Raw genomic sequence first — 12972 nt, 5'->3', positions numbered from 1 at the left:
CAAAAAAGGTTGATATGCAAACGTTTGAGAGATCGCTACAGAAACTCAAATAAAAATAAATAAAAATTAAATTTAGTGAAATCATTGTGGTGCATCCTCTGTCACCATAAACTCAAGCATTGACTCATGACTTGAACGAGTATAAATAGCCAATGATTATAAGATTTGCAGAACAACTAGTGTCATATCATCAGTGTTTTGTTTATCAGCACCGATGAATTGCTGAACTTGGTCAAATAGGTAATCCACAATCTCCTCTGGCCCATTGCAATATTTACAAGCCGTATTGAAGCCAGTCACAAAATTGTCTTCATCGAAGCGATCGCCACCAGCAGCAGCGGCATCAGTTAAGCCATCTGTATAATAAATAATTGTATCTCCAGGCTCTAGCTGTGCCTGGGCATCTTCATATTGGCTGTTAGCATCCAAACCGATTAACATTCCCAAAGTATCTAAACGGGTGACAGTTTTTGTAGCTGCGTGCCACCATAAAGGAGGATTGTGTGCCGCATTGCTATAAGACAGAATTCGACTGTGGGGGTTATATTCTGAGTAAAATAGTGTTACAAAGCGATGGGAATTTTCCAAATCCGCATACATAACCCTATTTAAGTTTTGTAGAATTCTGGCGGGGGAATTACCATGTAGCACTTCTCCTCGTAGCATTCCCCGCATCATCGTCATAATCAGCCCAGCAGGGACACCTTTGCCCATGACATCTCCAATAACCAAACCCCAGCGACTAGTTTCGGTGGCACCTTTGATCTTGGGCTGAATCTTATTATGATTGGTAGCAATAAAGTCGTAGTAGTCTCCGCCGACGCGATTGGCAGGTTTACAGCGTGCCGCTAGGACTGCACCAGGAATTGTAGGGCATTGACGTGGTAGAAGTCGCCGTTGAATTTCTGCGCCAATTTCTAGTTCTTGGTCTAGGCGTTCTTTTTTTCTTAGTTCTACAGCTAGTTCATCGTTTTCGATCGCTACTGCTGTTTGGTCTGCCACTAACCTAACTAACTTTTGCCTGGTTTCTGTCCAACTATATTCTGGATCGCGGCTCAAGACATAGAGCCATCCCCGTTCTGTATGCTTTATCAGAATCGCTGTACCAAAGATTTGCACATCTGGCCCCAAATAGCGATGCATCTGGTCATCCAAAATCCCCGTGGCTTTCGCTACGGGGGCAGTATTGGGCAAAAGCGTAATTTGACTACTGGCTATTTCTAGCGCTTTGCGGATATTCTTGCGCTGGCCACTATCTTGCCAATGTAACTGTTCTAACCTGACTTGACCATTAGGTTTGTAGAGAAACAGGGCGCTACCGTCTGCATCTGTTACTCTTGTTGCCATCAGCGGAATCAGTTCCAAAAACTGATTCAAATTATTGAAACTTCTCAGGGCAAATCCTAAAGAACTTAGCAAATCTTGAATTTTGTTCTGTTCCCGGTGCAACCTTGCCACGAGTTCTTTGAGTGCCACGACTGGTGTGACATCCGTGCTGGCACTACTATTATTATCAGTGGGTTGAGAGGGCAGTTGAGACACAGGCACAGGTATTATTGCACTTTATATTGGCAGATTTTAGATTACTTATAAATCTTTTGGCTTTGGCATTGCTAAACCATATTTAGACAAGACTTGCCATTTTAGCAAGAGTATAAAGACGTAACAGGCAAATTTTATAAGTATTTTATTTGCTTCTTGTATTTCTGATGGAATATTAGTAATTTCAAATCATGTATTTTTAGTCCAAATTCTACCCGTAAAAATTACCAGTTTTGCTGATATATCAGAAAATTTTTCATTTTTTCATAACTTAATTACCAAAGCATATCTCTAAAGTCATAAAAATACTTTATTCAAAGAATAATTTATAACGCTTTCAGAGGGACTGTTTGGGCAGAAGCAACTAGGAGACTTTTCGATTCCCTTTTCAATGGCTGCAAGATAAAAGTCTAGGAGCTTTTGTATGTAGCACTAAATACCGTACTACTACATTTAAAAAGCCCGTTTAAGACTTCAAAAAGGGCATTAGCTAGAAATTTTAGCAAAAGTCACCCATTTATTGTGACAAATTCATAATTTTAGGACTTGATCTGTTTCTAGTTAGTTCAAGTGATAATAACAGATCAGTCATCCTAAATTTATCAGTTTTAGGACTTACGAAAAAATAGCTAAAAAGCTTAATTTATCGAATCTCCTTCTCTGTCAGAGGCTTACGCCAATGCGCAGCGTCTCTCAGAGAAGAATCATACAGTATTGGGTAAGTCCTAAGTTTGTTAAGAAAAATTTTTCACTCGAAATTTTTTAACTAACCACTCAAGAGAGCTTCGACAAACTCATAGCTCGAAAAGGGACGTAGGTCTTCAATTCCTTCGCCAGCACCAATAAAGCGAATAGGTAAACCTAGCTGCTGCACAACGGCAAGAGCAACGCCGCCTTTGGCAGTGCCATCTAGCTTGGTTAAGACAACACCACTGAGTTGGGCAGCTTGGGAAAAAACTTCGGCTTGCCGCAGTCCATTTTGACCCAAAGTGGCATCTAGAACCAATAGTGATTCTACCTTGGCATTTGGGGCTTTTTTATCGATAATTCGCCGGATTTTACCGAGTTCGTCCATTAAATTTTTCTTGTTTTGCAATCGCCCAGCTGTATCTACCAGAAGCAATTCGGTTTGACGTGCTTGTGCGGCTGCGATCGCATCAAATACAACTGCTGCCGGATCTGTATTCTTTCCCGGATTAGCAATTACATCCACGCCGCTTCTACTACCCCAAACCTTCACCTGTTCTACGGCGGCAGCACGGAAGGTGTCTGCTGCCCCAATCAAGCATTTATAGCCAGATTTTTGTCCAAGATGGGCAATTTTACCAATAGTGGTGGTTTTACCGGCACCATTCACCCCAGTAATTAACCAAATATTCAAGGTTTCTTTTTCTGGGGTGAAGGTAGTTTTGTGAGAGGTTTTGCTCGGTGCATCCAGCATATCCCGAAGGATTTTTTTTAGGAAAGCGATCGCTTCTTCAGGTGCGGTAACTTCTTCTCGAAGTTTTGTCTGTAGAGCATTGATAATAAAGTCTGTCGCCTCTACACCCACATCAGCTTGTAATAGCAATGCCTCAATCTCCGTCACAGCAGCTTGATTAAGCGGCCCTTGACCAACGATCGCCTTCAGTTGGTTGAGAATACTACGGCGAGTTTTGTCTAATCCTTGCCGGAGCTTTTTCAGCCAGGTTATTTCTTCAATCGAAACGTCTTCTGCACTTCTACCTTGAGCTGCTAGAACTTTCGCTGACCAGACAAAGCCATCATCAAATAGCAGTCCGGGAATTTCTTCTCCTGTTTCTGAGGTTGTCGCTACTGGCTGTACTACCTCCGGTTCTGGAACTTCAATGGCGGTGGCTATTAGTTGTTCTAGCTTGGCTTGCCGTTCTGCCGCCGCCCGCTCTAAGAACGATGGTGCTGTTGGCTGTGTTGCCTCTGGCGTAGCTAGTGGTTCGGTGGGTGTTGGTTCAACTTCACTTGCCGTGAGTTCTGAACTGGAAACATCTGGCTGTTCGGCAATTGCGGCCACTGAGGAATCTTCTGTAATTTCTTCCTCACTAGCAGCTTGGATAACCTCTGGCTGTGTAGTTTCTACGGTTGTATTAGCAACTTCCTCAGTTGCTTCTGGTTCAGCGATTTTTGCAGTTACCGTTTCTGCAGTTTCAGGTTGTGCTGATGCTGCTGAGGCATCTGCTGAATCAGCCGGGGTTTCTACTACCTCGGCTTGTTTTTGCTGAATATTTTTGTAAGCAGCTTTCGCAAACGCTAACAAGTCTGTCGTTGTGTCTGGAGCAGTTTCAGCAGTTGGTGTTGAGATTTCGGCTAGCTCTGGCTGAGGTTCTTGTGCAGGAAGAGTTTCTTCCTGTTTCTTATCAGAGGGAGTGTCAGAGGAATCGTTATATTTACGACGGAACCAATTAAAAACCATTGCAGCAGTATTAGTTATATGAGTTATAAGTTATAAGTTATGAGTTTAATTTAACTTGGGGCATTGGGCGTTAGGAGTGCTGAGTGCTGAGTGCTGAGTTAGGAGTTAAGAGTTAGGAGTTAAGAGTTAGGAGTTTTGTTTGTCCCCTTGTCCCCCTATCTTCCTCATCTCCCTCATCCCCCTCACTTTGGCAAGTAAAAAAGGCTATGCAGTTTTTTTCTGCTCAGTGACTCGGCGCAAAACACCGTTAATAAACCGATGACCATCGTCTCCACTGTAGCGTTTGGCTAGCTCCACAGCTTCGTTGATGGCGATACTGTCTGGAACTTTTAAGAACTTCATTTCTGCCACAGCAATTTGCAAGATATCGCGGTCAATTTGGGCGAGGCGAGTTACTTGCCAATCTACTAAGGCAGCAGAAATGAGTTCATCTATAATGTGTCGATTTTCGTTGACGGTAATCACAAGCTCTTTAGCGTAATTCCGAACTCCCTTGTCCTGATTAGCTAACTGAATCAATACTGGGAAATCAACTGCCGTACCCAACTGATTAATTGCTGTCTGGGTGCAGGCGATCGCTTCTTGAAGCATGGTTCTAGCAGTATTGAGGTCGGAGGCCCGAGTTTGGCTACTTAAGAGGCGATCGTTACTGCGTTGCAGTTCACCTGCGGCATTATCAAGGGTATCTTGTACCTCTGAGGTTAGAGTCCGTACTGCTCCTAGTAGCAACTTGGATACTAGTTGATCGTCTTCCAATTTCTCTAATTTCTTGGGGTTGACTGGCAATTGACTAAGGCTTAAAAGCGCCAATTCACGAGCAATTTGCTGGGGTTTACGAGGTTGCATAAAACTGAGGAGTGATTGTGCGAGAACTGAATTAACTAGGCAAGACGAACTTACAAGCCTATCAATTTTGGCACAGTTAAACAACAACATTACGCATTTGCTTGTGACTATGCCAGATTGATTTTAAGTTTCTTCAACGGGAATAACCTGCTGCTTGATTTCGTTGTGTTTCACTTCCAATGTGGACTCTTTGGGGAAAACCAAAGGCGTATTGGAGGCGACAATGCCACCTGATACAACTATTTTAAAGGCGTCTTCAATCGACATGGAGAGGTTCACCACCTCGTCTTCAGGAACGACTGCGTACCATCCGGTAGTCGGATTTGGAGTGGTGGGGATAAAGACACTTAGCACAGGGCGAGACATCTGGGCTTGGATATCACTGCTGATTGCACCAGTAACAAAAGCGATCGCCCAAATTCCTCGGCGGGGATACTCTACCAAAATTACCCGACGAAATTTGCCATTAGAATCTTTCAGTATTGTTTCTAAAAGCTGTTTGAGAGTTTTGTATACCTGTCCTGCTAAAGGAATTGCCTGTAATAATCGCTCACCAAAATCTAACAACCACCGCCCAGCTATATTCCGAGCCATCAAGCCCATCAGTAATATACTTAGTAGGGGTACAGCTAATCCTACTAACAAATTAAGTATATTTACTAAAACTGGGTTTAACCCATCAAAAGGATTTAATTGTTTGGGAATTTGGGTGAGGAAGTTGATTACCCAAGTCGCAATGGTAATTGTCAGCCAGATAGTGGTTGCTAGAGGAATTACTACCAACAAACCAGCAATCAGGTCGTTTTTTAAGTCCTGTTTTAGGCGATCGATTACCAAGCCTCGATTCTCCTGTTTTAAGCTAGAGGAACTTTTGTTATTTGTATCCATACCAGCAGATTCGTCAAATTCCGAAGATTTTAACTTTGGCAGTTTCTGCTGCAAGTAACTGTCTACAACGTTAGCAAGTTGCCTGCTGCTGGAAATCAGCTATTTTCCTATAAGCATACACATAGACATTAACTAATCCGATGGTGACTGGTTATTCTTAGAGGATGTTACTTTTCTTTATAAGACTTGTAAATGATTGTTGCAAGTTCTTATACCAATTTTATATGAAGCTGCATATAATAGAGAAAACAAACTCGATAAATTAAAAGAACAATGAGCCGCCCTTTTAAGATTGAAATCGCAGAGAGCGAAGAAGAACTTAAAAAACGTCTACAAACAGCCAACTTAGGGAATCAGAAAGAAAAACTTATTATGCTGTGGTGGATAAAAAGCGGGCAGGTTAAAGAGCAGCAAGACATTGGAAAACGCTTGGCAAAAGATACTTCAACGGTCACGAGATGGTTGCAGAAGTATAGAAATGATGGGATATCAGGCTTATTAGAAATCAAAAAGGCACCAGGAGCAAAACGGAAAATCGATGATGCTGCGATCGCAGCACTCTTAGAGGAGTTAAAAACAGGAAAAGGCTTTAGTAGCTATGGTGCAATAGTTGAGTGGTTAAAAGAAGAATATGGACAAGATATAGAGTATGCAACGGTTTATGCCTGGGTTCGATATCGATTAGGGGCAAAACTAAAAGTGCCTCGCCCTCAAAGCCATAACCAAGACGAGAAATTGGTATCTGAATTTAAAAAAAACTCGGAATCATTCTTAATTGTCTAGAAAAACATCTAGCACCCGGCAAGTGTGTTCGCTACCTGTGCCAGGATGAAACTAGGGTTGGACTGAAAACTCTTACAGGAAAAGTGATTACAGCTTCAGGAGTCAAACCCACAGTTGAGGTGAAATGGCCACGGGAAAACTTTTGGATTTGATTAATGTCACTTTTAACAAAGTATTGTCACTGTTAACAAATTAGTGATTATTAGGCAGTCCGGATACCGTATATCCCTATATCAAAGATGAACCGCTAAGTCACAATACCAATCTAACAAGGACGTAACTGGATTCGCTTTCAACCCACCCTTTTCTAAAAAGCTTTTGTTATAAATTAGCTACTAGACGGGAAGCCCCGCGCTCTACCCGATAGGGTGAGCGTCGGGATGAGAGGCGCGTGAGTAGAGGTACGTTGCCTGACTAATGCGTTCGCGCAGCGTGGCGAAGCCTCAGCGAGGGAAGGCAACAGTGCCGAGATGAACAAACATATCTGTCGGCATCAGACAGAGAACTGATAACGCTCTTCCATCACTCTGGTCAAAGAAAAATTTCAGCCAACTTTTAAACAAAGGACAGGAACTGGGTTTGGAGCTTTATTTTTTAACATTAATGGCTAAAATCATCTCTTTTGCCTGAAAGTCTTGTGTGTCAAGGATTATTGTTTTATGCTCTGGTGAGAGAGAGTTTTTCCAAAATCTAGAAACTATATCAATCAACTTCATGTAGTTTATGAAGATAATCTTTGTATTTATTCATTCAACCACGACTTTTTTGTAACCCAAGAAAATAAGCAAATAGGTATCAGCTTTGGAGTTAAATAACAAGTTTATATATTGAAATTAGATGATTAAACGATTGTTCCCTGTCCCCAATCATCTCCACGAACAGCTCCCAATCCTCACGCAAGACAAAAAGCAACTCCTCCAACAGCAAACCATCACCCAAGATTCCCCAGGAACAATTCTGCGGGACTTTCAAATCATCCTAGAATTTATCTTTGATTTACGGGATGAATGGGAGTTTGATTTGCAGCTAGAAAAAATTGAGCGTGCTAATGCCAAAATGAAAAAGCCCAAAATTCTTGAGTCTCATAGTGAAGCGCCAACACAGTATGGCGAAGAGGAAGAGCTTTACTGATGCGATCGCACATTCAAGACGTGTCAGAATTAGTGATGCGATCGCACATTGAAGTTAATATGCTGTGGTTGATAGTCGCTCTAAATAATGCCTAAGAAAATTAGGGAGTTAAAACAATGGTTACGCCAAGTAGGTTTTACTGAACTCCCAGGAAAAAGAAGCCACACTAACTGGATACATCTTTTATATGCTGGAAAGCTAACGGTTTCAGGGAAAGATAGTTCGGACGCTAAACCCTACCAAGAAAAGGATGTGCAAAAAGCTATAAAAGAGGTAGAGTCCAAACAACAGCACCAGAAGCAGGAAAATGAGTAAATTGAAGTATCAAATGTTGATTCAATGGTCTGAAGAAGACAACTGCTTCTTAGTTGGATTTCCTGATTTTCCTGGACAACGTTGGCGGACTCATGGCGATACTTATGAGGAGGCTGTGACAAACGGTATTGAAGCGTTAGAATCCCTAATTATGGCTTACGAAGCTACAAATGAACCGCTTCCTCAGCCAACTGTTAATCAGGTTGCCTAAATCGTGCTTGTTACCAGATGTTTCAGAATTGATGATGCGATCGCTATTACTGTATTAGTGTAAAGGAATAGGTAGTGCGATCACCTCAACGTAGCTTGTATCTCGTCTCTGGTTTATTCTCTATCTTCCACTGCACCTAATGCTTTAAGTGATGCTTTCGCAGCTTCTGTTAAACCTTTAATACCTTTGATGCTCATGTTTTCGTAAGGTCGAGGAACTCTCAATATCTTAAGGCACTCACCTGTTTTGATATCCCAAACCCTAATAGTTTCATCTTGGCTGCTACTTGCTATAATCGAACCTTCGTAATTTAAAGCAACTGACCAAACACCTCTAGTATGTCCATGTAAAGTTTTTAAGCATTCACCGTTTTTTGGATTCCACAGTTTTACAGTTTCATCAGCACTACCACTAACCAAATTTTGATCGTCAGGACTAAAAGCTAATGATTGAACATCATGAGTATGTCCTTGTAAAGTTTGTATGCATTCGCCTGTTTTAATATCCCATAATTTGATTGTGTCATCTTTGCTACCACTAGCTACCGTTAAGCCATCAAAACTGAACACTACTGTATGTGCATCAGCAGTATGTCCTCGCCAAATGTAAATGCATTCACCTGTTTCAATATCCCATAGTCTAACTGTCAAGTCGTAACTAGCACTAACAAGTATTTTGCCATTAGGACTAAATGCAACTGATTGCACTGGGTCAGTATGACCTATTAAAGTTGTAATACATCTACCGTCATTTACATTCCATAACTTGATTGTATCGTCGGCACTTCCAGTAGCAAGATTTTTACTATCAGGGCTAAAACAAACTGATCTAACTCTATGAGTGTGTCCCTGTAGAGTTCTAAGGCATTTATTTGTATTAAAATTCCACAATCTAACCGTTGTATCCTCACTGCCACTAGCCACAAATTCTCCATTAGGGCTGAAAGCAACTGACCATAACCAACTTTTATGCCCTCGAAAAGTTTTTAAACATTCATCTGTCGCTATATCCCATACCCTTATCGTATAGTCGTCACCACCACTTGCAAGCAAATTGCTATTAGGATGGAAAGCAACTGACCATATCCAGTTTGCGTAACCCTGTAATGTTTTAAGGCATTTACCTGTATTAACTTCCCATAATTTAACACTTCGGTCATGACTTGCACTAGCCAGAATTTGATTATTAGGACTAAAAACAACTGAGTCAATTGGGTGAGTATGCTCTCGGAAAATATGTAAGCATTCGCCTGTATGAATATCCCATAGCCTAACTGTTGTATCGTCACCTGCACTTGCTAGTAACCTGCCGTCAGAACTCCAACTTACAGACTGTACCTGATTTGTATGTGCATGAAACGTTTTAAGACATTTACCAATTTTGATATCCCATAAGCGTATGGTTTGATCAGAACTTCCACTAGCAAGAGTATTACCGTCAGGACAAAAAGCAACTGAACGAACCCAGCCTGTATGTCCCTGCAAAATTCTTATACAATCACCTGTCTTTACATCCCACAAGCGTATGGTTTGATCAGAACTTCCACTAGCTAAAGTTTGATTATTAGGGCTAAAAATGACTGTCCTTAAACCTTTGCTATGTCCCCGCAAAATTTTTGCACATTCACCTGTATTGATATCCCATAAACGTATAGTTTCATCAATACTGCCACTAGCAACTATTTGACCATGAGGAGAGAAAACAACCGATCTAACAACGTTTGTATGTCCATAAAATGTTTTTAAGCATTTACCTGTTTTAATATCCCATAAGCGTATAGTTTTATCAGAACTTGCACTAGCAAAGGTAACACCATCAGGGCTGAAGGCAACTGACATTGTCCAACTTAGATGTCCTTTAAAGTTAAAAATTTCTTTTCCATCAGCAACTTGCCAAACACGAATTTGACCATTTGCATCACTTGCGACTAAATATTTACCATCAGGGCTAAATGCTACTGATTGAACGCTTCCAAAGGCTTGAGTAAAAACAGAATAAACTAAGTTGGCTTCATTAAAATTGGTACTTTGCAAACTGGCATCAGTAAAATCAGCCCCCTTAATCACTGCACCACTAAAATTTCTGCCCTCCAAAGCCACCTTGTCTACCTTTACAGCCAAAGTTGCTGCATTCCCGCCAATATAACCCACTTCATCTTCGCTTTTACCTCGTGTCGCCTGAATAACGTTAATAAGCGACTCATTATTACCTAACATTGGTAAAAGTAAATCCATGACTGCTTTTGTGAGTGGCGCTTTGCCAAAAGTATCCCTCAACTTATTTAAAGACTCACTTCTAAATTTCCTAAGTGGTGCGTTCCCCAAAGGGGTTGCCGCAGGCATCGCCACACTACACCCAGTGTCATCCAATTGACGCGAAAAATAACCAGACCAAGTATAATCAACAGGCGCTGCACTGCTATCCAAACCTGACTGTGCTTGGGCTAATTCCGTAAAATCGCTAGCCAAAGCCCCCAACTCTGCGGCAAATTTATATGCCCCAAAAAACTCTAACAACGATCTATGTGCAGGAGTATAATCACCATCAGCATTGCGGACAAGCATTGTCTGCGCCATCATGTCATAATGCCAGTGGTCTAAATCTTTCTCCTCCTGGACACTAGAACCAAATAAGCGACGAATGCGTTCTGGGAACAGCCGATAATTCAGGCTCATTTGGTCATTAGACAACATTTCCCAAGAAAGTTCGCACAAAAAGTACAGTTTTTCTGCTAAAGAAGTAAAAGTACGTTCTGCCTTGATATCGCGTTCCATTTTGCGCCGTACTGCATACAAATAAACCCGTGACATATCCACAGGTTTACCCGCCTCAATATCTGGCAATGCTTCCAAGATTAAGTCAGTCATCACAGGACGACGGGCTAAGTCTAATAATTGCGGATTGCCGATTACTTGTTCAACTGTCGCTGCTTCAGCTTGGTATGAAAGCACCTGCCGAATTTGCTCATCGTTAAATTTCTCCAGTTCCAGAACTTCAAATTGTGGTGTTTCTCCCGTTAATTTTTTAGTCGATGCTTGCAGTTCTGCATTTAGTAAAGCGCGTCCTTCCTTTGCCTCTGGAAAATGCTCAGTACGACAGGTAAGGATAACTTTAGCACCAGGAACTACCACCTTTGCCAATTCCCAAAAGTTATTAATCATCTGTTGACGGTCAACTTTTGCTGCCATTTCGTCAAAGCCATCGAAAATTAGCAGCAATTTACCCATGCGGTTGAGTTGGTCAAAAACTTCGCTGTTGATGCGGATATTGTGTTGGGTAAAAAAGAAACCTGCTAAAACATTCTCCACATTTAACGCTCTAGCAAAGTCACGCAAGGTAATTACTAAAGGGAGGCGGGGACGTTCAACACCACGTTTTTGGGCATCGCGGTAACGTTGCAGTGCAGTCCAAGCATAGTGAAAGACAAACCAAGTTTTACCTGTGCCAAATTCTCCCAGAATTGAAATATGCTCTTTTGCAGGGTCATCAAGCCACAAGTCAATATAGCCATCAATCCAGCCGTCTTCTTCCTCATATTGACTCACTCCAATTCGCCGCTTGGTAACTGGGTCAATTTCTTCTTTTGTACAAGCAAGGGGTACATACTTGGTATCAATTTTTCGGCGTTTGATTTCCGCTTCTAACCAGTCGAGATACCCACTAAAGTCAGCATCTAAATCAATCAGTTCGTCAAAGGTGAAACAATCAAGGCGATGATTTTCTTTCTTCTTGACTTCATCCCTTGCGGCGCGGGAAATCCTGCGGGTAGTTACTAACCATCCTTCATCAGTTTTTTGCTCATTAACTGAGGAACGCAATGCCATTACATCACTCAGTCCAACTTCTCCAGCAATGCCACGGATAAGAATGCGGTCATAACTGCGACGTACCGGGATGTGAATTATCCATTCAAAATATTCTTCTGCCCAGATTTCATATTTTTCAAAGTCATAGCCCAAGGTTTCAAACCATCCTCGCATTTGTTGGGCTAAGGCGATCGCTCTACATTGATTTTCAGTTACATTTCCTGGTAATGCAGGATAATTCTCTACTGCTAATCGTGCTATTTCTGTCCGAATTCCCTCCAGCGTCGGCAATCTTTCCAGTTGTTCTTGGATACTCGCAATCCTTTTATGTAGAGAACCAATTTTTTGGTTCAGCAATACATCAGCAGGTGTGCGAGTGCGTTTAGCAACTTCGATAAATACCGTTGCAAATTCAGCTACTTCTCGCCTGACATCAAGTTCCAAACTTCTGATATCATCACCCAAGGTATAGGCATCTAGAAAAGTATCAACCTCAGAAAGCAGAATTGAGGGGTTATTGTGGTCTAATGCTGTGCGAAAAGCTTGTTTAATTGCTTCTTGTCGGAATAATTCTAGCAATGGTTTTGGTTTATCAACACCGTATTCTACTAAGGCGTAAGCGTAAACACCACTAAAATCAGCAGGTGGATGCTCTGGATCAAGGTTAAATTGCTGGAGTAACTTAATTACAGTCTCCGATCGCAGAATTTTTTCTTTAATCAAAGGATTGGCGATGCTAGTAATGGCGTTAAAGACCAAATCCAGGTTAATGAAGCTCATTAGGATACTCCGAAAGCACAGAGCTATCTTGCTAACTAAGGGTTTATTACTATTAGAAATGATCTAGTGCCAAAAAATGTTTTATTTTATACTTTCTCAATCATTCTCGAAAAAATACACCTCATAACTGTAATATACTCAAGCTTTGGGATTTTTCGCAGCGATGCATTCATCAGGTAGACAACAGGTGAGGCTTGCATGATGGCTGGAAGTAAGCAACCAAATATGAATTTGAGCCTGTC

At 41.5% G+C, this 12972-nt stretch carries 9 protein-coding genes; 4 read left to right on the top strand and 5 right to left on the bottom strand.

Annotated elements, in window-relative coordinates:
* Positions 1-156 precede the first annotated feature (156 nt).
* The 4 genes from RMY63_RS27255 to RMY63_RS27240 form a co-directional block, all read right to left on the bottom strand.
* A complete protein-coding gene (locus RMY63_RS27255; RefSeq protein ID WP_322731694.1) occupies positions 157-1548 on the bottom strand; it encodes a PP2C family protein-serine/threonine phosphatase in 1392 nt (463 codons plus the stop codon).
* 760 nt (positions 1549-2308) lie between these two features.
* Positions 2309-3970, bottom strand: a complete 1662-nt coding sequence (gene ftsY, locus RMY63_RS27250) for a signal recognition particle-docking protein FtsY (protein ID WP_322731693.1) — start codon at positions 3968-3970, stop codon at positions 2309-2311.
* A 204-nt stretch (positions 3971-4174) separates the two neighbouring features.
* On the bottom strand, positions 4175-4816 hold the full coding sequence (gene nusB / locus RMY63_RS27245) for a transcription antitermination factor NusB (RefSeq protein WP_322731692.1): 642 nt from the start codon (positions 4814-4816) through the stop codon (positions 4175-4177).
* A 123-nt stretch (positions 4817-4939) separates the two neighbouring features.
* The gene (locus RMY63_RS27240) at positions 4940-5704 is read right to left on the bottom strand and encodes a DUF502 domain-containing protein (RefSeq protein ID WP_322731719.1); all 765 of its coding nucleotides are present in this window, start codon (positions 5702-5704) and stop codon (positions 4940-4942) included.
* A 273-nt stretch (positions 5705-5977) separates the two neighbouring features.
* Here RMY63_RS27240 and RMY63_RS27235 point away from each other — a divergent pair, with 273 nt between their 5' ends.
* The 4 genes from RMY63_RS27235 to RMY63_RS27220 all read left to right on the top strand — a co-directional run bounded on the left by RMY63_RS27235 (position 5978) and on the right by RMY63_RS27220 (position 8144).
* Entirely contained in the window at positions 5978-6487 is a 510-nt protein-coding gene (locus RMY63_RS27235; protein ID WP_322731691.1) for a helix-turn-helix domain-containing protein, read from the top strand.
* Between the two features lie 837 nt (positions 6488-7324).
* Positions 7325-7618 carry a hypothetical protein gene (locus RMY63_RS27230; RefSeq protein ID WP_322731690.1) on the top strand — a complete coding sequence of 98 codons (294 nt, stop codon included), beginning with the start codon at positions 7325-7327 and terminating at the stop codon, positions 7616-7618.
* Positions 7619-7705: 87 nt separating this feature from the next.
* The gene (locus tag RMY63_RS27225) at positions 7706-7933 is read left to right on the top strand and encodes a type II toxin-antitoxin system HicA family toxin (protein WP_322731689.1); all 228 of its coding nucleotides are present in this window, start codon (positions 7706-7708) and stop codon (positions 7931-7933) included.
* Positions 7926-8144, top strand: coding sequence for a type II toxin-antitoxin system HicB family antitoxin (locus RMY63_RS27220; RefSeq protein ID WP_322731688.1), 219 nt, complete (start codon positions 7926-7928; stop codon positions 8142-8144). The genes RMY63_RS27225 and RMY63_RS27220 overlap by 8 nt, the downstream gene beginning before the upstream one ends.
* A gap of 113 nt (positions 8145-8257) precedes the next feature.
* On the opposite strand, the gene RMY63_RS27215 is transcribed toward RMY63_RS27220, so the two are convergent.
* On the bottom strand, positions 8258-12730 hold the full coding sequence (locus tag RMY63_RS27215) for an NACHT domain-containing protein (protein ID WP_322731687.1): 4473 nt from the start codon (positions 12728-12730) through the stop codon (positions 8258-8260).
* Positions 12731-12972 lie beyond the last annotated feature (242 nt).

The organism is Nostoc sp. ChiQUE01b (assembly GCF_034531255.1).
Classification (GTDB): domain Bacteria; phylum Cyanobacteriota; class Cyanobacteriia; order Cyanobacteriales; family Nostocaceae; genus Nostoc.
The sequence above is the reverse complement of the archived record's forward strand: the minus strand, read 5'-3'. Positions and strand labels throughout refer to the sequence as shown.